This is a genomic window from Sphingobacterium sp. JUb56 (assembly GCF_014191365.1).
GTDB classification, from domain to species: domain Bacteria; phylum Bacteroidota; class Bacteroidia; order Sphingobacteriales; family Sphingobacteriaceae; genus Sphingobacterium; species Sphingobacterium anhuiense.
Genome location: NZ_JACHWL010000001.1, coordinates 2,352,702 through 2,374,594, shown reverse-complemented (window position 1 = coordinate 2,374,594; position 21,893 = coordinate 2,352,702). Strand labels below are relative to the sequence as shown.

Here is a 21,893-nt window from a genome sequence, read left to right as displayed (position 1 = left end):
TGCCATGTTAAAAATAAATCCACAGTTTGTACAAGCGATAACCGATGCAGGAAGCTTGGAAGAGCTTTTTCCTATGGTGCAGCATGCCATTGAGCTCGAGCATGCCACGATACCTCCGTATCTTACTGCTTTGTTCTCTTTTAAACCAAATACAGAAGCTGCAATTCGAACGGTGATTAACTCTATTGTAATTGAAGAGATGTTGCACATGACTATAGCAGCAAATATATTGAATGCTATTGGTGGTAGCCCTAACATTTCTAACCCGGAATTTGTACCGAATTATCCCACTCATCTGCCAATGGGAATTGGTGAAACACTGATCGTGGGTATTGAGAAATATTCACCTGATTTGGTTAAGAGGGTTTTTATGGAGATTGAAGAACCTGAAAATCCTATTATTATGCTTGATCGCGCTGAAGTAACTTATAGAACAATTGGTGAATTTTATATGGCACTGCAGGCCAAAATCCAAGAAATTGCACCAGAAGTTTTACCGGGAGATCCTAATAAGCAGGTAACGTCCGATTTCTTTGCTCCTGAATTACTGTTTCCGATACTAAGTAAAGCAGATGCAATTAATGCGATTAATATTATTGTAGAACAAGGTGAAGGAACAACCATCTCTCCTCTGGGAACTGATGATGAATTAGCGCATTATTATAAATTTGAGCAACTCTATAAGGGTAGGGAACTGGTTGCAGATCCCAATGCTGCGCACGGGTATTCCTTTACGGGTCCTATTATACCTTTTGATGTCAGTAACGTGTTGCCTTTATATCCCAATACCAAAGCCAATATGCTCCCTAGAGGTTCGGAAGAGCGAAGACTCTTGGAAGAGTTTAACCAGACTTACAGCAATTTGCTCTTTGGTTTACACCAAACATTTAATGGTCAGCCGGGTAATTTGGGGAATACTATTGGTCTGATGTATGATCTAAGATTGTCCTGTCAGAAACTGGCTGAAATGTCTTTTCCAGATAAGTATGGATATACTATTGGCCCCTCATATGAATTTATTTCACCCAACATTAAATTTATTTAGCTATAGATATTTAACACACAACATTACTAACTTTATGCACAACATAGTGTTGTGCATAAAACACATTGTATGCGACCTCGCTTAAGACATTTAAGCGAGGTTTGTTTTTTAAGATGCAAAAAATATATTTGATGAGCATACTTCTAAAATTGTGTTTATATGCAATTTGTAACGTAGTATCCGGTAAACACTTGCTACACGTGTGTTTTTTTTCCGACATTTGAACATGGCTCTATTTATAACTTTGGATAATGTCTATAAATTATATAATCTCGATCCGTCGGAAAAGATGGAAGGGATAGTAATTCTTAGTCAGCAAAACGACCCAAATAAGAAATATACAAATCATAGTCGTCTGTTTGATGGTTTATTGTTGGGATTTATGATAAAAGGATCCATGAAATCGCACATCCATTTTCTTGAATATGAAATAAACGAGGGTGACATTGCTGTTTTACAACCGCAATTGATGATCGAAACAAAGTCATTGAGTGAACATGCAGAAATAATAACAATTGGTCTTTCATTAGATTTTATTACAGAATTTCCCATTTTACGCGAGTTTGTCATGAATGAGCAAATTAGATGGCAACCTATTATCAGATTTCAACCTGATGAAATAAAGCTCCAATATGATTTACTGACACTTATACAAAATTTCTACCACAAGAAAGCGAGTTCCAATAAGACACAAATGCTAAGGCATCTTGTTCTAGTTTTAATAAATATGATTTCTGAAGTATATTCTAATTTACCTCATAGCAAAAGCGTAGTAAAGAGCCGCACACATGAGATCATAGATGATTTTTATCTCCTTATATCTAAATACGCTAACCAGCATAGAAGCGTTGCATTTTATGCTGAAAAACTTCATTTAACACCGCAGTATCTTTCCAGTTTTCTAAAGCAGAAAACCGGTAAATCTGCCTTACAATGGATTGATCATCTGACCATTCTACATGCTAAAACATTACTTAAATCCTCTAGTCTATCCATTAAAGAAATAAGCAATGAGCTTCATTTCGAAGAAACAAGTGTTTTTTGCAGATATTTTAAAAGAGCAGCAGGGGTATCTCCCAAAACTTACAGAAACGTATAATTAATGATAGTTGTTTTAACAGTTACTGATGGGTAAATAAGATCAACTTTCAGATTGTATGTAAATACCATTAAATTGTCAATTCCTTCCTTTTGTCTCTTTTTACTTTTACTGCATGAGAAAAACAGATAAAAAAGCGGCCATAGGATTTATATTTATCACATTGTTGATTGATATTACAGGTTGGGGAATTATACTCCCAGTAGTTCCAAAACTCATCGGAGAATTTATCCATAGTGACCTTAGTGAAGCCGCCAAATATGGTGGATGGCTCGGGTTTGCGTATGCTATCACCCAATTTATATTTGCGCCTATAGTGGGAAATCTAAGTGATCAATATGGAAGGCGCCCAATCCTTTTAATTTCTCTTTTTGGATTTGCAGTTGACTATATGCTGTTAGCATTTGCACCATCCATGGGTTGGTTATTTTTTGGGAGAATCATTGCTGGGCTTACCGGGGCAAGTATTTCCACAGCTAGTGCGTATATTGCAGATATATCCACCGATGAAGATAGAACGAGAAATTTCGGCTTAATCGGAGCTGCTTTTGGATTGGGATTTATTATAGGCCCGGTAACTGGCGGTTTACTTGGGTATTATGGAACTCGAGTTCCCTTTTATGCAGCAGCTCTGCTGTGTATGGTGAATTTTCTTTATGGGTTATTTGTACTACCAGAAAGTTTAGATAAAGATAAACGCCGTTCATTTGACTGGAAACGTGCAAATCCCATCGGTACATTTAATTTTTTGAGAAAACAGTCAAAGATATCAAATCTTATTTTTGCTTTAATTCTGGTCTACATCGCTCTTCATGCCGTACAGAGTAATTGGCATTTTTTTACCATGTATAAATTTAACTGGACAGAGCGAGTTGTAGGTCTATCGCTAGGTTTACTGGGTTTATTGACCGGATTAGTACAAGGACTCTTAATAAGATGGACCACACCCAAGTTGGGGGAACATAAAAGTATCTATTTTGGGTTGTTATTATATGCATTGGGTTTAATGTTATTTGCATTTACTAATGAAGGGTGGATGATGTTTATTTTCCTCTTACCCTATGCTTTAGGGGGGATATGCGGACCAGCACTGCAATCCCTAATCAGTAAAAATGTTTCTTCAAATGAACAGGGTGAACTTCAAGGGGCACTAACCAGTCTAATGAGTGCGACTTCTATAGTAGGTCCTCCGATTATGACAAACCTATTCTATTATTTTACACATGATAAAGCACTATTTAAATTTTCTGGAGCACCATTTTTTTTAGCTTCCATATTAATGTCAGTTAGTGCAATTATTATTTATTTTGCTTTTCGACGAAAAAACAAACAATAAGCCAAGATTAAAAAAAACAAATTAATTTCACCTATCCATTTCCTTCATTAACCGAGTTTTTTTGTTTAGTCTAATTGCCATAGGGTAGGTATGATTTAAACACTACTTTTAAATCAACAATTGCTTATGCAAAGCATCAAGGTTTGAGTTGGGGGATGTGGGGCTGATGCTTTTAGAAACAAAAACTAAAATTGTTAATATGTTTGGAATAACAATATAAATGATCTTCAATGAAGAAAAATCATTGTCAAAATAAATTTCATTATCAATCCACTATTAAAATACGATGGGTATATCACTGGATTAGCAAATAAAGTCCACAGGATGCAACTAAGCGTTTTTTTATGATTTTATTTGCAGTTCAAAAATATAAAGAAAGGGGAAATATTTTTTTTCAATAAAAACAACGATGGTAAATCTAAATTCCGTTCATTTGCTAATGAAAGTTTATACATCATATCATTTATCCTATAGTTTTGTGCTGTGTCTAAAATAAAGAGAATAACTCCAACAGATTTCAGGGGGCAGTTTATGTCAGAGATGTCAACTGACTTTGCAATTTTAAGAACACCTGTTCAGATACATGATATTGGAAAAACATCTGGTTTCATTAAAGTCCCCACGCCATTACATAGACCCGAATTCAATTTTATTGTTCATATTACAAGAGGAAGTGCAAAACAACAGGTCGATGCTAATTTGGTGTCAATAAAACAAGATGAAATCTTATTTGTCAAACAAGGGAACGTAACTTCATTGAAGGAAGTAAGCCCGGATGCCGCGGGATACATGATTTTATTTGAAGATCAGACACTCAATCAATTGCTTTCAAAGCAGGAACTCATTAAACTCTTTTCTGCTAATACAGTTATTCATTTACCGGAGGAGAGTAGCACATGGTTAACATCTCTGTTTGAACTATTGAGTATTGAGATATATTATCCAAATCCGAATCTTGGCATTTGTTATTCTCTTTTGCAGGCAGGACTCCAGAAGATTTTTACTTCTAGTCAAGAACTGAATAAAAGTATCAATCGGAGTGCAGAAATTACTTTTAACTTTAAGGAGTTGGTTTACAGGTATTATCTGCAACATAAGTCGATTTTATTTTATGCCGGTGAGCTGTCTGTTTCCGAAAATTATCTCCACAGATGTGTCAAGGAAACCATTGGTGAAAGTCCAAAGGAATGGATCAATAAAGTCAGTATCTTGCAGAGCCAGCTTCTTTTACAGGACCTGACCAAGAGTATTTCTGAAATTGCTTTTGAGCTTAATTATGGCGATCCTAGCTACTTTGGACGCTTATTTAAAAAAATAACTGGAGTAACACCCTCGGAATATAGAATTACCTTTATGCAGGATTTGTCCGAGTAAAGAGTGGTTTAGTTTTAAAGCAATTCTTGTTTTCAGTCCACCTTTGTATTATTAAATCCAAAGAAAATGAAAACATTAATTTCTATTAGAAACTTCGGTATCAGGACTGGCCTCCAAATTACCTTTTATTGTAAATACAAAGTCATAGCCAAATGGCCATATTTTTGTATTCTTATCTTAGCGCTCTTCTTTCCAAATAAAAGCTATAGTCAGATCATTCAGGACGTGGGAGGGATTGCCACCACTGTTCATAGTAAAGCTAACTTCAAAGATCTGCCACCAGAAAGTTCCCGTTCAGGAAATAAATTTCAACTGAATACCTATGATGTATGGCTGCCAATTCCCCCTGTAAAAATAGGCAGGACAAGCATCTTTAGTAATTTGAATTATCGTTTAATGGATTTCAATTATGACAACGAAACGATTGATGATCCCAACCGGATTGAAAGAATTCATGAGATAAAATCGGTAATTATTATTCGGCACCCGATTTCGAGAAAATGGTCTATTTTAGGAATCGCAATGCCAACCCTAGCTACGGATTTTAAAAAATCTCTTTCCTTTGATGATCTGATTCTGGACGGAATACTTGCTGTATCGAAAAAATTTGGAACTGCATCGAATCTCGAAATAGGATTTGGTGTTCATGCCTTAAATTCTTTCGGCAAGACTTTAATTACTCCAGGAATATCAATTGATTATCGAAGCACAAATAACAAATGGTTGGCCCAGTTTTATTGGCCTAGATTAAACGTACTTTATAATGTGAGTCCAAACACACAGGTAGGTTTGGCGGGATCAATAGACTGGACGCGATTTAACTTGAAAAATTATCACGGTTATAGTGGCAAGGAAGTCGATTACGCGCAGTTTTCTACTATACATGGCGGCCTACAGGTACATCAACACTTGATGGGAGGGGTCTGGCTTCAGGTACAAGGTGGAATGGGACTGTTGAATCGTTATGAGCTATTCGACAGCACACAAAAGACAGTGAATGATTTCGCTATTTCTAACATGGCTTATGGAAAAGCTGCACTGAGCTATCGTATTGGTAGGAGATAAATAATTATCCATTAAATACACAGATGAAAATAACTATTCTTACTATCATATGAAAAATAGAGATTGTCCCCCTTCAGATTTCAGCCTGCGCTTATTGATGGTTGCAGCTATTCCCGCTTATGTATTTCCTGCCTTAATGTCTTTTATATCAGCTTTTGTGCTTCAAAAAACTGATCTTATGATGGCAAGCTACACGACTATAGGATTATCCTCGCTGCTGTCAACGATACTGAGCTTTATTATACTTTGGCAATTCGAGCTGAGACAGATATTCGTGCGAAAAAAGTGGGTAGGATCCCTTTTGATCATTCTGTTAATGATTGGTATGGGGATGTTGTGCACATCGTTATTTAAACTTCAATCAGAACGTTTTAATATAATAACTTCAGTATTTCTAGGTGCAACAATACTAACAATCCGTCAACATATAAAAAATTATAAAAATGAAAAAAATTAAGCCGACCATAGTTGTTTTTGGATGTACAGGTACAGTTGGGAGAGAAGTAATGCGTCAACTAAAAGATTCTGATTGTATAGCAAGAGGGGTTCTCAGAAGTCCTGAACGACCTTATCCTGTACTGATAGGTACCCAACCATCGAATATAACTTATGTAAGTGCTGACTTAAATTCAAGGGGTCAACTTAAAGAAGCTTGTATTGGGGCAGATGCATTGTTTCTTTTAACTGCAACATCTCCAGATCAGGTTGAACAGGAGATTAACATAATTGATGCTGCCAAACAAAGTGGTATAAAACGAATCGTTAAATTGTCTGCACCTGTAGTTCAGTCTCCTGCCAAAGTGGAGGTAAGCCAATGGCATAGTAAAGTAGAGGACTATCTTTCACAAAATATGGATGATTTCTGTTGCTTAAGACCACATTCATTTATGCAAAATTGGGAACGAAATGCGCTAACAATTCAATATTTTGGTAAAATTTATGGCGCTTTAGGTCATGCTAAGCGAAATTACGTTGATAGCCGTGATGTAGCAACGGTCGCAGTAAATTGTTTATTGGCAAAGGATGAATTAAAGCAACGGTCAATTGTTCTTGCGGGGCCTCAGGCTATTTCGAACCTAGAAATGGCCGCAAAATTATCTCGCATAACATGTTGTAAAATCGAATATGTAGATATTACGCCTGACGAATTATTTAGTCAATTAACAAAAAAATCAAAATTACCGAGATGGCTGGCTACGCATATTGTTGAACTTGATGATCTGGCAATTAAGGTTCCAGAGCCGGAAACCGATACCATTACTGACTTAATTCTAAGAAAACCACGTATTATGGATGAATACCTGCAAGAATATCGGCATCTTTTTAAAAGAAAGCCTCTCTGGACGCTATTGTTTTAGAGCACATATTTCAAGATGAATTTGGCCAACAATCCTATCTAAATGTTAAATTCATAGGTCAGAAAAGACTTGCCGTTAGGCAGTATGTTCTCTTCCGAATTAGTCAACTTAAATCCAAATTTTGATGCCGTATTTTGTAATTCATTTCCATCTACATTTTTAAAAATATCTTTTACAGACTTGACACTTTCAATTCCCGTAGAACTAACAGAATTAGTTCCGTTATTGGATTGTATTGTTATGATCAGGTTGATATATTTATTGCAATTATTTGCGATAAATTGAAAAGCACCTTCAATATTGACGTATTCAAAAATTAAAGCTGCCCAAATAAAATCTGCTTTTATGAATGATTTAGTTGAAGTACCAATGTCAGCCGTTGCAAGCTCTAATTGCCTGATTTTATTTCCAAACCTTTTATGACTTTCATTGAGATAAGACTGGTTTATATCGATTCCAAAGATTTTTTTTACTCGATCTGTATCAACATGTTCTAGTCCATTACCGCCACTTATACCTAAAAATAAGATGTTCTCAGGCTTATGTTTTTTTAAGTATTTGTATGTTAAAGAATTCAGTAACTGCGCTTGCGCGACATCTTTATGTTCCATATGTTGTTCGTAGTCATTTAATGGAATAGAATTCCAAGGATTTATATTTTCCATAATCAGCTTTAATTATTGTAATTAGACATCTAATCCTTATTTTTTTATTAATTTACGCCTTTTCTTCTCAATTTTAATTTACTTATATGCTTTCTAGTGAGTAAATATTTGTTAATCAAAGTGTTAAATTAACGAAACGATAATATTCGGAAGAAATATTGAAGGATATGAGAGTCTATCACCGCAATATCTCTGGTCACTCGAGTATATACCAGGGGATCTTAAATCTTCCAGTGAAATAATAAAGTGTTACCTTTTCCTGTTCTTCGCTATCTCTAAATCGTTTACGTGAAATCGTGATACTATTCTCCTCCGTTTTAGGTCCCCAAGCTGATAGCATTAACTTAGGTGAAGTTTTTGCACTACCAAAATCTTTTGATAAGATAGTGGGATGAAATACCTGGGGATTTGAATTATCCAGCAGAATATTTAATGAGGTTATCGTTCCATAACTGTACCCCAATAGAAATAGATATGAAAGTATCACATTCAGGTAAACTGTTGAGGGCTGAAATTTGTATTCCCTGTTTCCAATAAGGAGAATGCATAACAGCAATATTGTAAAACCAAAAATATAGGGTAGTGTCATGAAGTAGTTAAGTAGGTCGTATTCTTTTATACTTCTAATAGTCAAGCCCAAAGATGGAAGAAGAATAATGTAGTAAACAGTAGGCGTATTAAGCGATAATTGTGTATCTATTCTACAATATTTATTATATAGTCTAGCAATTAACAAAGCCATTAGGGGTATTATGATATTGGTATATATTGCCAATTCATATGGTGCAGGTACCATTGCAACCCATAATGCTGTAATGACACTTAGCACACTTAACCGTTTACATATTTTTTGTAATTTACGTTGTTTTGAAACATTTCTGTCATAGGTTGGCCCTGAAGTGTAAAGTGGCATATGATATTAATCAACTGAAAGTTACTTATACTTATTTACTATAGCTGCCGGATCGTTAATGACTCTGTTGAAGCCATCGTATATTGCGAACAGCGAATAAATATAAAAATATGGTCTAATAAACCAAAGATTCTTAAATATGGAATATGTAGGCTCAGACTTAACTAATTTAAGATCAATGGGTAAATTTCCAAAGCTTTTTAAGGAAATGACACAGTCAGTGTTTTTTAAGCTTTCTCCATTTATTTAACCAGTTTATTTCACTAATGATTGGTATACTAAATGTTTCATGAGATATATTTGATTGATAGAAGAAGTGAATTATATAAAATATGAAGGATACAACAGTATATAAATCCGTATCTGACCCTTGCATATCCCAAGATAAGTCCACTGATGAAATAGAACGCGAAGACAAGCGGAAGTAAAAATATAATTCCAAAACTTATTTCATAGTGCTTATAATGGAGAATTGAAAAAATAAGTGCTGACAGAATAATAATCTTACGTTGATTATTATTCCATAATTTTTCTAGTAAATCTTGATTTTTAGATTTAATAAAGTAAAATGTAGAAATAGATATTATTATTGAAATAGAAAGCCAGCGATAATTCTCATACCAAAGCAAATTAGGGTTACTTCCAAATAATTTGTAAATAATAATCCCAGAGGTAGTAGCTAGAGACCAGGACACATATTTTGGATTATAAACAATCCATAACCTCCCAACTAATTCTTCCATAATTGGAATAAGAAAAGCAAGGTAAAGGGCACTGATTAAATTTTGATTAGCTGAAGAGTTTTTTATTCGAGGCCAATCATCTATTAAGCCCGATGAGATTAATAGAATAGGTACGAGCAATTCAAAAATAAATAATGCAACGAAATTCATAACCAATAGAAAGATGCAACCTATTAGTTTTTGTTTAACGGATAACTGCTTGATATATTCTTTACTAGCTTTTAAATAAAACCAAAAAATATTTTTGATATAATTCATTTAATTTATTTTAAAGTATGGGGGAGATCCCGCCTTAGTGATTTGATTTTTATAGTTTTATTCTAATTGACCGTTTCTAAAATACTTATTATTAGAGTTTTCAATAAAAGTCTCTGTCTCAATATGACCAAGTTTTGGTTAATTGAAATTAGATCAAACAGATACTGATGTACCAGAGGAAGTTTTAGAACGAAAATTCTTAAGGATTTTTTGATTGATCTATTCGTCTTAAAAACTAATCAGATGAATTTAAGGAATATACAACAAAAATCTATAGTCTTTATACTATATTTGAATATAGGTCTATGCTTTACAATGTGTCTTAAGCTTGATTTAATTATCCAATAATACCAATTAATGAAGATGTTAAATAGATTTCTAAGTTCATGTGGTCATGTAATATTGATGTACCTAATTGCTTTCTTCTTTTGCAATCTATTGTGCGCATGGCTGAAATTACCTGGTGGAGAATATGGGATGATACCCCTGCTTTTATTTTTACTAGGAGGGAGTGTTCTTGGTATGTACTTGCTTTATGCCACTATTCATTACCTTGTATCCCGATCTATAATGCCTACAAACAAGTTAATCCTAATTGTTTTTTTAGTAAGCGTTTTAATTGTTTTCCTGGCTGATATTTCTAATCCATTAGACGTAATTAACTTTGTATTTAGCGCATCTTTATTTGCTGCTACAATTATAGCTTGGCTATTTCAAAAGTTAATGTCTCGGTTACTGCAGTAGTTATCCTTTAGTTTTTTGCGTAACCAAAAAGAACTAAAGGATAATACCAATGCAGATTATATTTCGATCATGAGGAGCATTGTAGCCGAGCCAAATGTACATGGGGTGATGCTCTTAATTGTCTTTTAGTAAAGATCAATAGTTATGAAAGTTAATTTTGATAGAAAATCTATAAAAGTGGTTGTTATTGTATTTTGTGCCCTGTTTTTTTGCTTAAATATTGTTTTAGCAGATTTTAGTGGTTCGCATGATGGTATTACTAAAATTGGTTTTCCTTTTGTTTTTTATCAAGATACAGATGGTAAATGCGAGCATTGTGAGAATCTAAAATTGTTTAACATCATTTATCTTATTGTTGACGTTTTAGTTTGTTTACTATTAGGAATTGTCACTGTTATGGGGGCGAAAAGAATAAAAAAATAAATAATTAAGAATGAAATGAATTATACTCGTATCATTATTTAGCATTTATATATAACCTAGTTGCTTTCGAAGTACAGATGAAAAATAAATGAGGTAAATTATCAAAATTTATTAGTTCACAAGATCCTAATAAATTTTGGCTCATCAGTAGTTGTAAAAAAGACTGGAGGTAAGGAAGCTAGACCTTTATCTGATAAATTCTAGTTTCCTCATTCCATGGGTGGTAGTATCCATATACAATATAATCAAATCCTAATTTCTCATAATATCCGATATGGTCGGTGGAGAGATTTAGATATGAAAAGCCAAAATTTTTTGTATCCGTTTTTGACTATTCAATGAGGAGATTTCCATAATTCTGGCCTCTGTACTGCTCATCAATAAATAGCGCACACAACCATCGATACAAATCCATTCGGCTAATGGAATCATTCGTTATCAAGCCTGCACAACCGATAATATTATTTTTCTTTTTCTAGAAGACATCATTGCCGTAATGATTGTGTAGCATTTATATAGTTCGAAATACAATCTTCATAGATAATTAGGAATAATTGAGATCAACTGTTTTGGAAGTTTTGGATTGCTTTCTCTTTATATTCTGGATTTTCTTATGGAAATTATTTTCATTTATCTATGCTCATATATGTAAATACTAATTATATGTTCTGTTCATTATTCTTTTTTTTTGTAAAGCGTATACAAATTAGGATTGAAAATGATTTTTTTTGAAAATTAATGAAATAAATTTAACCACATGATGTGAAAAATTATAAAATTTTTATAATTTCGACATTTAACTGAACCATTTTATGAAAAAAAAACTATTATTTGCTGTAACGACATTTATATTATTGAATTTTAACGCACAAGCTCAAAATAAAGATGTCCTAAACATTGTACTACGATTTTTAGACTCCGTACAAACCAATTCTTATGTGAGTCTGAATGTGAAATGGGACTCAGTCCGTCCAGATTTTATAGAAAAAACTAAAAATATTAATGATATTAATGATCTCAAACCTCATTTAACTTCTTTCATTAAAACATTGAAAGATGGTCACTCTTCAGTTATATTTCTAAACAAACAAGAAGAAAATACAGAAGAGTCCAAGTTTGCTTTTTACAAAGCAATTGGAACAATTACAGATGCACAAGAAGGTCTTCCTCCCAAAAACTTCCAACATCGTATGCTTCAAAATAAATATGCTTACATTAATATACCATCGGTATTTTTTGAGAACCGAAAATATGTGGATACAATAGGAAAACAATTAAAGAAACTTGATGCTAAAAATCCAAAAGCGTGGATTATTGATTTAACCGAAAATAACGGCGGAAATATTATGTCTATGATTTGGCATTTTCCAACATTAATTGATGTGAATCATGGTTATTCATATTTTGGTCGTACTAAAGATGAAAAAGTTTCTACAAGGTTTATTGAAACAAGTCCTGATGATATAAAAGTAGCTCAATTGATAAACTTAGAATATGAAAAAGTCCTACCTATAATTATTAAGAATAATAATGTGCCAATAGTAATTCTGACGAGTCAAATAACGGCTAGTTCAGGAGAATTATTTGCAGCTTATTTCAAAGGTCAAAAAAATGTGAAATTAGTAGGTCAAAAAACAAATGGTTTGACCTCTAACAATAGCCCCATTGATATTGGAGGGGGTATTACTATAAATTTAACAACTTCTGTTTTGAAGGACCGAAATGGAAAAATTTATAAAATTGGTGAAGGAATTGATCCTGACATTCAGCTTAATATTGATTATGCAAAACAGGAAGGAAAAACAGATCTGACTTATCAAGAATTGAGTCAAGCTATAAAAAAGAACAAACAAAAATATTTGGATGAAGCTATTAAGATTTTGGCAAATGATAGCTTCAACTAACAAAATGCTTAATTAATATTGCTCATTTTATTGCCAAGTCTAAGTACTTTTTTAAAAAAATTAATAGTTACCAAATTATAACATGAATTAATATGACTAACCAAATTAAAATCGAACAATTATCAGCGATATTAGAGGTGTTGCAGTTAGCGGAAAAATTGAAATTTGAACTGAGACATAGTTGGTTATCCAATGGTCGACAAGAAAGTGTTGCTGAGCATACCTGGAGGATGTCACTAATGGCAGTTTTAATCGAACCTTTGCTGGGTAAAAAGATTGATCTCGCTAGATTGTTGAAGATGATCATTATTCATGATCTTGTTGAAGCCGAAGCCGGAGATGTATCCGTTCTTGATCAAATCCGTAATCCAGAGATTAAAAAGATCAAACTGAAAAATGAAGAAAAGGCTATAGAGAATATACGTGAAATGCTTAGTAAAAGTAATGGACAAGAGATATATGATCTATTTTACGAATTCGAAGAAAAAAGTACATTTGAAGCTAAAGTGGCTAATGCAATTGATAAACTAGAAGTGCAATTACAGCACAACCACGCTGATATAAATACTTGGGAAGAAATTGAATATGATCTTTCATTTGTTATTGGTAAACACGTTCAATTTGATGAAACCTTCACTTTACTAAAAGATCTCATTGAGAAGCAAGCAGAACAAAAACTGCAGATAGCAGGATTTGATATATTAGAGATACGTGATCGGGCTCTTACTAATTTTAATTAAAATAAATGGAAAGTCAATTGACCATATCTGGATTGGAACCTAAAACATGTTGGTAAATTAAAATATAAATCATGAAAAATATAGTTGAAATATTAAAAAGTCATTTTAATGTTTTACAAATAGTTATTGAAAATTTTACCATTTTGGATAGTAATTTGGAAATACTTATTAAAAGTAAATCATCAGATTTTGGTGAGAAAACGATACTTTTTGACAAAGTATCAAGTATTAATATAAATTCAGGTTATTATTTTTGTTCCGCCGAATCTTCTATAATTATAGAAGATTTGGCTCATGCATAAATAGAGGGAGTTAAATAAAAAATAGCTGTTGCAGAAGATTCAATGACCTTTTATTGTGAAAATATTATCTTGGCTAATTAATGCCACTAAGAGGAGAGTTGCAAATTGAAGAGTTTTTGGTTTAGACTTATAATAGTTCTCTTCATATCAACTACATATTTTCTTTAAGAAATTTTCTAAGCGATTCTGTCGTCATATTTGTACTGATAATTTGGCCACTTGCATCCACTAGGAAATTAGAGGGATATGCCGTTATTCCAAAATAGTCTGCACTATTCTTTTTAGAATCTATCAGACTTGTCCATGGTATTTGATATTTTTCAACTGCTTTCAACCATTTTTTTTGATCCTGGTCTACTGAAATTCCTACAATTGAGAATCCATTTTCTTTATGCGTTCTAAATAGTTCCGCCAGCACAGTAAATTGCGCGATACATGGTCCACAGTTACTATACCAATAGTCAATTAAGGTAAATTTATTATTGTTAATAATGGTATTAAGATCAGTAACTACATTATTTCTGTTTGTCAGAGAAAACTTTGGAAACTCGTTTCCAATAGATCCCTGTTCAGCTTTCTTTAATTCTAAATCCAATATTTGGCCGATCTTACTATTTTTGAGGTTAGTGTCTAATCCGTTATATATTTCACGAAAAATTGGTCGATTTCCAAATGGTAAAAGATGGGCTACTTTATAAAGAGGAACATAAGAGCTCGAGTAGTCCTTGGCTATAATACTTACAGCCGTATCTGTATTGTTATAACTTAAATTTAAAAGCGAATCTTTCATCTGCATATTACCTAACTGATGATCTCTAAGGTATTTATAGATGTCATAGTTATTAGCAAAAAGATTATTATAGGCGCCCATAGCATTTTCTTCCAAATATTTATCCCGTCTTATTAATTGATACCTATTTTGAAAGAGCCTTGCTTGAACTATATTTAAGCCAGGATGTAATACAACAGGATGGGTTCGATAATTAGAATCTATAACAAAACTCACGTAGGCGGGATTTCGAATAACAGCATTAAAAAGAATATCTTTTCCATTGATTGCTTTCTCAGGCAAGGAGTCTAGATAATATTGATTTCCCAGAACTTTTTCAATTTTAACACTGTGCTGTTTCCCATCAGTAAATAGTATATTTAAAGTAGTTTTTTCCTGACCAAAAGCGAGACTTCCAATTGAAGACATTAAAATGCCAAGTATTATAATTAGTTTCATTGCAATATCCGTTTTCGTTGTTTATAGTGTTAAATCCCATATTTAGTCTAGTAAATGAGAATTTGTTGATGTTTTAATAAATATGAGATAATCAAAGGCATCGGCAATATTTGTGTCGCGAAATTCAACAGTTTGTTTATTACCGCCAATGGTTCTAAAGGGTAGCGTTGACAATAACCAGTCTAATTCGACAGGTTTGTCCGCTTTTATTTTCTTAAGATCAAGAATAAAGATCGGTTCATCCATTTGATTTAAAAAATGTTCATAAGTTCCGAGAAAGGCGGTTTCTGCAGGGAATGGCTTTATATCGTTTGGATCCATAGCCGTATACGAACCTTCATAAAAAGTAAAGCCAATTGCTAAAGATTTACAAGGAATGACATCGGCGATATAACTACCCATTCCCCTAGGGGAATCAAGGAAACTTTTATCTAAATTGATGTGACTTTTAGATACATGTCCGTTATGTGCCCATGCTATAATTTTTGAATCAGGACGATGTGCTGATAGCCATAACATATTTTCAGCCATGTGACGATCCCTTTTCTCTTCACGATTTCCAACCCCAATTTTCTGATCGAGGTATTGTTCTATAATTCTTAAATTCTGTATGAGCCAGTCTTTGTCTGTTGCGTTGCTATTACTTTTTTGAATCATCGTTTTTAGTGATGTATTGAGTTCAGCGATACGGTGAATTTGTTCGTCAGTTAAAGAGACTTTACCTTTCTCATATACGTATTGATATGCTATTGTCGAGAGGAAATATTCAAATTCATATAAATCCTTCTGGATGTCAACATTCGACTTAAGCGCTTGCTTTAATGTTTCCATTGCTTGATTGTAATTTTGCATATCAAAACCGGCAAACTCAATCTTTGGTTGACCTTGATTATAATCTTGCACCCAGTTCAGTAGGTTTCGAACCTCAGCTGTATGCCAAGGCCAAAGATGTAGTTTCTCAATCAGGTTAATTTGATCAAATTGTTTTTTCAGTATCGCTTTATTTACCTCAGCGGATTCTGGCATATTGGCCTCAAAAGCGAGTATGTTGAATTTTTCCTGTTGAGCGAGGTATTTGATGATGCGGTGTTTCATTTTGAAAATTTCACTGGAACCATGAGACGATTCACCGAGGGATATGATACGTGCATCTTTAGTCAATTGCTTCAGAATAGATAAATCTGTATAGGTTTCAATATTTGGATCAAATGACTTTAAAGGATAGCAGTATTTTTTTAATACAGCTAGTTCATTTTTAGATAGCGCGGCAGTTCTAGGTACCGGAGATAGGTACTTTTTGCCATCAATAAAAAGTTCAAAATTGTCAAACCATGCAGTCAACTCTCCACCATAGCAAGCCCCTCCAATAGAAACTATTGCGGCATTGGAATCAATTTTGGCTGAAATACAGACTTCTTGCCACGATGATGTATGATCAATCCGTTTTCCAGTCATTTCATCGTGCTGAATTGGTTTTCCGGTTTTATCGTAGGCGACTAGAAATAAACCTGCTTCGGCCTTTTTTTTAATTTCTGTTTTTATTCGTCCCTTTAGAATAATATTTTTCCCTTTTACGAGTTCCGGCGGTAATATATTTACAAAAAAAGCATCTCTTTTTTCATTGGGATTTATTTTGCTGATTTTGTAGCTATAGTTTCCGCTAACTTTTTCGACGCTGTCTATGGTGTAAACTGCCGCATTGTTTCGAATGGTCCATCTTCTTATCTGATTGCCACTCATGGTTTCGAAATCTAAATTTAAGTATGTCTGTGCGGATACTATGGGTGTACAGCAGGATAGTAGGAGTAATAGCGTTAATTTTTGTAATGGTTGCATCTTTATTTGGTCGTAGTCTATAATATGGTAATCACAAGATAGCTATTTTATCAAAGTAATCTAAACTTTTAAAACCAATTTTTTTAGCAACGTCTGTAATTATTCCGTTCCAAATAGTTTTCCATTAAATGTATGGGTACAGCAAGCGCAAAAAGGTTTCATATCTTTTGCTTTTAGATCAGGATTACATAATTGTAAAATATTGTTATTATCAACATATAGACCTGAAAAATAGGATGACTCTCCAATCCTTACAAAGTCTTGCTTTTCGTTTTCTTTTAAAGCTACTATTGCAAATATTGGCTCATCTTTATCTAACCTAGATTTTGCTTCACTAAAAATATCATTCCAATCAGATCCAACTTTGGATATTAAAAATCTGTAAAGTGGTGTGTAATCTAAACCTCGCTCTTTTTTAGCAGACATCTTTCCCACAGCTTGTTCAAATATTTCTTTTTTGCTATTACGAGTGTCTTTATAATCTCCACCAAATTTATGATGAACATTAAATGTTTTAGTATTTACTTTTCTAAATAATTTGGATTTAACTTTATTCATGTTAAATTGTTAGTTATTAATACACAAATTTAAAGTTGGTGACAGTTGCATTTTGTTATTACTGATATAAACCGGAACTGTCATATCTAAGTTGATAAGGATACCGTTCATAAATAGCATTATCTTCATTGATCGTGTATCCATTTTTTCGATCTAGTTCCGCTTCCTCTAGTAATTTTGAAGCAGCTTCCGTATTACCTAGATGCATTAATGAAACGGCTTTATAATACTTTGCGTCAGAAAACTGTTGATATTTATTTAAGGTACGATCAAATGTTTTTATTGCCATATCATATTTCCTTTGCTCGTACAGGGAGATACCATAATAAAATAAATCCAGGTGATGAACCCACTCTTCACCAATTCTCAGGACCGTCAAATCAATTTCTTGTTTTATAATTTTCTCTGCTTTTTCAAATTCATTTAACTGCAATAAGCTCACCGCTATGTAGAATTTATAGGAATGGTCCATTACATGACTGTTACCATGCCTGGTTATAGCCTCTTCAAAATCGACTATTGCTTCCCGATAGGTCTTAGCAAAAATACATTTTATAAATCCTCGATAGTTTAGGTAATTGTCTTTGTCATAAAAAACAGCTTTATCAAGATATTGCATTCCCATTTCGTATTTCCCTTGTTTAAACAAGGGCATCGCTTTTTGTTGCCAGAGATAAGCAATCGTAGAATCTTCTTTTAAACCCATATCAATATATTTTCCCCATTCTTTTGAGTAGTAACTGTATTGACGAGCGCTGTCTGTTAAATATTTTTTTACTATGGCTTCTTGCTTTGCTTTATCACGCTCAGGAGGAGTTTTTTCAATATTTCTGTTTTTACAACTTATTATTGTTACCACCAAACTTAGTGACAACAGGGTATATTTTAATATGTATATGATATGATGGTCGCTATATAATCTTGGCATTTTCCTTATAAATTGAACCCTCAATATACAATAAAATACAAGAACTTATTTGAATTTAGCATTTTGAATCGATCTTCACAACTTCACCTATTCATTTTGACCGTTCACCGATTTTTTAGTTGGTTTAGTCTAATTGCCATAGAGTAGGGACGAATTACATCCTACTTTTGAATCAACAAATAAGAACTAACAAACTATAAAATAAAGACATTATGAACACTATAGCAAAAACATTCGCAACAGCAGCCTTGATCGCAGTATCAACATTCACTATGGCAGCAGGTAATCCAGAAGTAGCAAACCCTAAAAAAGCAGTGGTCAACTTATCAACAGCAGATCTCGCCATTGATCATTACGTTGCGGTTATGACAGAAGGACAGTCAGCAGGAGTGGAGCAGTTGTTTACATTAGACTTCAGCCAGAAAGTACAAGCATCAGAAGATAGAACTAATAGCCGTTCAGAAGTTATCAGCTTTTTGAAAAAGCAAAAAGGAGAGCAGCTAAACTGTAAAACTAGTACCACCATCATACAGGAGTCTGCTGATTATATGATAGCAAAAGTAACGATGCAGTTTGAAGGCTTTAGCAAGACCGATCTCGTGACTTTAATCAATGACGGCGGTAGCTGGAAAGTATCCCAATCGATCAATTCTTATAAGTAATTTACTGTTTAATCATATGTTTAGTTAAGGCCATGTCGCGAGATGTGGCTTTTCTTTTTTATCGCCATTGATTCGAGTTGATAAATGTTCTCGATATAAAAAAAAGTCTATTTTTACTGATCAGTAAATTTAAACAGTATTTCTATGTTTTTGTGGCATCTGGAATTTTAACAATAATTTATAAAAGCTTTCAGCATTTTGGTTAATCGAATATTTTAGTGGATATTCTTTTGGTTTTAATATTATGTAGATTTAAGTATTGAGGTTTTTTTTTCATAAGCCAATAATAGCAATCCCATTGCGTACTTACAGTCCTGTTCATTTGTAATGTAAAAACTGATCCAGCCTGAATTTTTAAAAACATGATGATTTTGTATTTTACCATCCTTGAGTAGCTGTTGTTTAATAGTTTTATTTAATCGGATGTCTAATAGTCCATTACTATGCAAATGCCCAAACTCTTTATTCAAGTAATTAAACTGAGTTCCACCATATTTATGAACAGTAATACTGGTGTTCGGATATTTTGAAATCATTTCTTCGATATCATCAAGCCAGTCCAATAATTGTGGTTTTGTAGCAAAGAACCAAAGTCTAATGAGGCTATCATATAAAATTGCTATCAGAGGGATAGACTTTAAGAAGCCAAGGTATTTCACGACAAATGAAAACATAAGTTATGATTCACTTAAAACCTTAACATGCTCCATTACCCTAAAATGAACATTTCTTGTAATACTTTCAGCCCATAAATCATAATACCAAGTAGGAAACACGTGGAGTTTATACCAGCTGTTTCCTGTTAATGTTGTAGTGCCGTCACCATTATCGTGTAATAAAAATTGACCTTTTGTGATATCAATATGTCCCATAATCTCAGGATCTTTAGGTTGATCAATAATGTCAAATGTCAAGTTTTTATTAATATCAAATTCAACAATAGTTTCGTCAAAGATGTAGCCGTTGCTAAAAATACATTTACGATTTGCACCAAGCTTCCTGTCACTTACTGTAGTCGCCATAGGACTAGGCATACCAATTTTAAAAAGCCAATAATTTTCTTTGTTTTCAATCTTATCAAATGCAACTACGTGTTGCCAAATTTCTTCCGGGGTCGCATTGATTACTATTTTATCTGAAACCATATTTTCATGATCATGGTCAGAAATAGAATCTACAATAAAAATGAGAATTAAGATACTAATTAGACTCACATTCAGTTTTTGATTGTTTCTTTTAAACATTGCTCTGCCTATGAAGGCCCCTGAAATGATAAACCCAAAGATCAGTGGAGATACTATCAGTAAGCAGATTACTCCTTCATTTAAAAAAAAATAACTTAAAGCGATAGCAATTATGCCACTTATTATAGAATATCCTGTTATCTGTTTACCCTTTAAATTCAGATTTTTCCAATACCAGGTTGAGATTATGCCCATGAGCATCGGTATGATTACAAATTCCGAAAAGATAAGTATTCCTGCATCTTCATGACCAAAAGCGCTTTGTAGTCCGATAACTGTCATGGCAAATAAATTTGCTAACAAAATACCTGAAGCTATTTTTGACTGAATTAATTTTGAAATGATATTTGTCACTGAGTTTTTATAGTTAAAATAAGCTTTATTCTTTAGATCTTATCAGTTTAAAACACTGAATGCTTAAATTTACATAAATTTTCAATATACCTAGAGAGTCATCATAAATTTTAAAGTTAACTTATGTCTCTTGTCTTGCTGTATTTTAAACACAATTTCATTCTATTTTGTCCGTCATGATCGTGACATAATGTATTTTCGCTTATAAACAAAGGTGTCAAACTTGATTGATAAAAAAATACTCAAATAAATTAAATAGTATTAGATGTTTTTACAGAATTATTTTATTCGTCTATATCCTTATATATTAATTCGTTTTTTAGTTTGCTTATCGTAATTTTTCTAAAAGTAGGGGCATAATTCTTTTGTCCACTGGGTTTAAAATACTCCCTAACATAAGCATCTTCGGTTTCATAATTCTGTATAATTTTGGAGCTCTCATACTGATTTAATGAATTATAAGATACAATGTGATTAGAATCTTCGGTCGAATGGAAGTTTTTGGAATTTATAATTTTCGAAATAGCTTTTTGTTTATCCAAATTAGAGATGTTAAGCGTAAATGTTTCATAACTCTCACCAATTGCAAACGATGAGTTATAGTTACTGATCTTAAATTTATCTACTAATGTTATCCCTTGTTCTTCAACTAGTTTGAGCGCATCAGATTTTGTAAAAAAATAATCACTAAAAAATAGATAACATGTAAATAATAGGCAAATAAAACCATAGGTAAATAGCAGATATCTTGCAAACTTTGGGTATCCCAGTTTTTTAGGAATTATATATATCAATAATCCCACGACAATTGGTATACCTATGAAGATGAGAAATAAAATCAAAGGAAAAAGAAAATCATCCATAAAATTAAATGATTAACAACAATCCCAGTTGAACCAAGATTTGTTAAATCGCTTATTTATCAAAGCTTTAGGTTGAATTACTGGCTGCATATTTTAACTCGTTATTAGTTTGGTAATCCTTTCCAATTTAATAAAAGAAATGATAGGTTACAACTTCACCTATCTATTTCGACCGTTTTCCGAGTTGTTAGTTGGTTTAGTCTAATTGCCATAAGGTAGAGACGATTTACAACCTACTTTTGAATCAACAA

The 21,893-nt window shown here is 33.0% G+C and carries 23 protein-coding genes; 12 read left to right on the top strand and 11 right to left on the bottom strand.

Annotated features, from left to right (window positions below):
* The first annotated feature begins 4 nt into the window (after positions 1–4).
* The 7 genes from FHR29_RS09920 to FHR29_RS09890 all read left to right on the top strand — a co-directional run bounded on the left by FHR29_RS09920 (position 5) and on the right by FHR29_RS09890 (position 7,277).
* On the top strand, positions 5–1,045 hold the full coding sequence (locus FHR29_RS09920) for a ferritin-like protein (RefSeq protein ID WP_183914306.1): 1,041 nt from the start codon (positions 5–7) through the stop codon (positions 1,043–1,045).
* A 226-nt stretch (positions 1,046–1,271) separates the two neighbouring features.
* Entirely contained in the window at positions 1,272–2,144 is an 873-nt protein-coding gene (locus FHR29_RS09915; RefSeq protein WP_183914304.1) for an AraC family transcriptional regulator, read from the top strand.
* Between the two features lie 115 nt (positions 2,145–2,259).
* Positions 2,260–3,480, top strand: a complete 1,221-nt coding sequence (locus FHR29_RS09910) for a TCR/Tet family MFS transporter (RefSeq protein WP_183914302.1) — start codon at positions 2,260–2,262, stop codon at positions 3,478–3,480.
* Positions 3,481–3,963: 483 nt separating this feature from the next.
* Entirely contained in the window at positions 3,964–4,854 is an 891-nt protein-coding gene (locus tag FHR29_RS09905; RefSeq protein ID WP_183914300.1) for an AraC family transcriptional regulator, read from the top strand.
* A gap of 66 nt (positions 4,855–4,920) precedes the next feature.
* Complete coding sequence (locus tag FHR29_RS09900; RefSeq protein WP_183914298.1) at positions 4,921–5,919, top strand: DUF6268 family outer membrane beta-barrel protein; 999 nt, start codon at positions 4,921–4,923, stop codon at positions 5,917–5,919.
* A 49-nt stretch (positions 5,920–5,968) separates the two neighbouring features.
* Complete coding sequence (locus tag FHR29_RS09895) at positions 5,969–6,376, top strand: hypothetical protein (RefSeq protein WP_183914296.1); 408 nt, start codon at positions 5,969–5,971, stop codon at positions 6,374–6,376.
* On the top strand, positions 6,363–7,277 hold the full coding sequence (locus tag FHR29_RS09890) for an NAD(P)H-binding protein (protein ID WP_183914294.1): 915 nt from the start codon (positions 6,363–6,365) through the stop codon (positions 7,275–7,277). The genes FHR29_RS09895 and FHR29_RS09890 overlap by 14 nt, the downstream gene beginning before the upstream one ends.
* Before the next feature lie 38 nt (positions 7,278–7,315).
* On the opposite strand, the gene FHR29_RS09885 is transcribed toward FHR29_RS09890, so the two are convergent.
* The 3 genes from FHR29_RS09885 to FHR29_RS09875 all read right to left on the bottom strand — a co-directional run bounded on the left by FHR29_RS09885 (position 7,316) and on the right by FHR29_RS09875 (position 9,856).
* Positions 7,316–7,942, bottom strand: coding sequence for a hypothetical protein (locus FHR29_RS09885; RefSeq protein WP_183914292.1), 627 nt, complete (start codon positions 7,940–7,942; stop codon positions 7,316–7,318).
* A 196-nt stretch (positions 7,943–8,138) separates the two neighbouring features.
* Positions 8,139–8,855: a hypothetical protein gene (locus FHR29_RS09880; RefSeq protein ID WP_183914290.1), complete on the bottom strand. Its 717-nt coding sequence runs from the start codon at positions 8,853–8,855 to the stop codon at positions 8,139–8,141.
* A gap of 287 nt (positions 8,856–9,142) precedes the next feature.
* The gene (locus FHR29_RS09875; RefSeq protein ID WP_132841744.1) at positions 9,143–9,856 is read right to left on the bottom strand and encodes a CPBP family intramembrane glutamic endopeptidase; all 714 of its coding nucleotides are present in this window, start codon (positions 9,854–9,856) and stop codon (positions 9,143–9,145) included.
* 888 nt (positions 9,857–10,744) lie between these two features.
* Here FHR29_RS09875 and FHR29_RS09870 point away from each other — a divergent pair.
* The gene (locus tag FHR29_RS09870) at positions 10,745–11,023 is read left to right on the top strand and encodes a hypothetical protein (RefSeq protein ID WP_183914288.1); all 279 of its coding nucleotides are present in this window, start codon (positions 10,745–10,747) and stop codon (positions 11,021–11,023) included.
* A 331-nt stretch (positions 11,024–11,354) separates the two neighbouring features.
* Here the strand turns inward: FHR29_RS09870 and FHR29_RS26630 are convergent, their stop codons facing one another.
* On the bottom strand, positions 11,355–11,438 hold the full coding sequence (locus FHR29_RS26630; protein WP_260292260.1) for a hypothetical protein: 84 nt from the start codon (positions 11,436–11,438) through the stop codon (positions 11,355–11,357).
* A 397-nt stretch (positions 11,439–11,835) separates the two neighbouring features.
* Between FHR29_RS26630 and FHR29_RS09860 the strand changes: the two genes are divergently transcribed.
* The 3 genes from FHR29_RS09860 to FHR29_RS09850 all read left to right on the top strand — a co-directional run bounded on the left by FHR29_RS09860 (position 11,836) and on the right by FHR29_RS09850 (position 13,969).
* Complete coding sequence (locus FHR29_RS09860; RefSeq protein ID WP_183914286.1) at positions 11,836–12,927, top strand: S41 family peptidase; 1,092 nt, start codon at positions 11,836–11,838, stop codon at positions 12,925–12,927.
* A gap of 92 nt (positions 12,928–13,019) precedes the next feature.
* On the top strand, positions 13,020–13,667 hold the full coding sequence (locus FHR29_RS09855; RefSeq protein ID WP_183914284.1) for an HD domain-containing protein: 648 nt from the start codon (positions 13,020–13,022) through the stop codon (positions 13,665–13,667).
* 71 nt (positions 13,668–13,738) lie between these two features.
* The gene (locus tag FHR29_RS09850) at positions 13,739–13,969 is read left to right on the top strand and encodes a hypothetical protein (protein ID WP_183914282.1); all 231 of its coding nucleotides are present in this window, start codon (positions 13,739–13,741) and stop codon (positions 13,967–13,969) included.
* Positions 13,970–14,120: 151 nt separating this feature from the next.
* On the opposite strand, the gene FHR29_RS09845 is transcribed toward FHR29_RS09850, so the two are convergent.
* From FHR29_RS09845 to FHR29_RS09830, 4 genes are all read right to left on the bottom strand, one after another.
* On the bottom strand, positions 14,121–15,197 hold the full coding sequence (locus FHR29_RS09845) for a TlpA disulfide reductase family protein (protein WP_183914280.1): 1,077 nt from the start codon (positions 15,195–15,197) through the stop codon (positions 14,121–14,123).
* A gap of 42 nt (positions 15,198–15,239) precedes the next feature.
* Positions 15,240–17,033, bottom strand: a complete 1,794-nt coding sequence (locus tag FHR29_RS09840) for an erythromycin esterase family protein (RefSeq protein ID WP_183914278.1) — start codon at positions 17,031–17,033, stop codon at positions 15,240–15,242.
* Positions 17,034–17,132: 99 nt separating this feature from the next.
* Entirely contained in the window at positions 17,133–17,591 is a 459-nt protein-coding gene (locus FHR29_RS09835) for a hypothetical protein (protein WP_183914276.1), read from the bottom strand.
* Between the two features lie 58 nt (positions 17,592–17,649).
* Positions 17,650–18,519 (bottom strand): tetratricopeptide repeat protein, encoded by an 870-nt coding sequence (locus tag FHR29_RS09830; protein WP_183914274.1) that lies wholly within the window; start codon positions 18,517–18,519, stop codon positions 17,650–17,652.
* A gap of 212 nt (positions 18,520–18,731) precedes the next feature.
* Here FHR29_RS09830 and FHR29_RS09825 point away from each other — a divergent pair, with 212 nt between their 5' ends.
* A complete protein-coding gene (locus FHR29_RS09825; RefSeq protein ID WP_183914272.1) occupies positions 18,732–19,181 on the top strand; it encodes a nuclear transport factor 2 family protein in 450 nt (149 codons plus the stop codon).
* A gap of 242 nt (positions 19,182–19,423) precedes the next feature.
* Here the strand turns inward: FHR29_RS09825 and FHR29_RS09820 are convergent, their stop codons facing one another.
* From FHR29_RS09820 to FHR29_RS09810, 3 genes are all read right to left on the bottom strand, one after another.
* Complete coding sequence (locus FHR29_RS09820) at positions 19,424–19,855, bottom strand: luciferase family protein (RefSeq protein ID WP_183914270.1); 432 nt, start codon at positions 19,853–19,855, stop codon at positions 19,424–19,426.
* A 3-nt stretch (positions 19,856–19,858) separates the two neighbouring features.
* Positions 19,859–20,779, bottom strand: coding sequence for a hypothetical protein (locus FHR29_RS09815; RefSeq protein ID WP_183914268.1), 921 nt, complete (start codon positions 20,777–20,779; stop codon positions 19,859–19,861).
* Between the two features lie 284 nt (positions 20,780–21,063).
* The gene (locus FHR29_RS09810) at positions 21,064–21,642 is read right to left on the bottom strand and encodes a hypothetical protein (protein ID WP_183914266.1); all 579 of its coding nucleotides are present in this window, start codon (positions 21,640–21,642) and stop codon (positions 21,064–21,066) included.
* Positions 21,643–21,893: the final 251 nt, after the last annotated feature.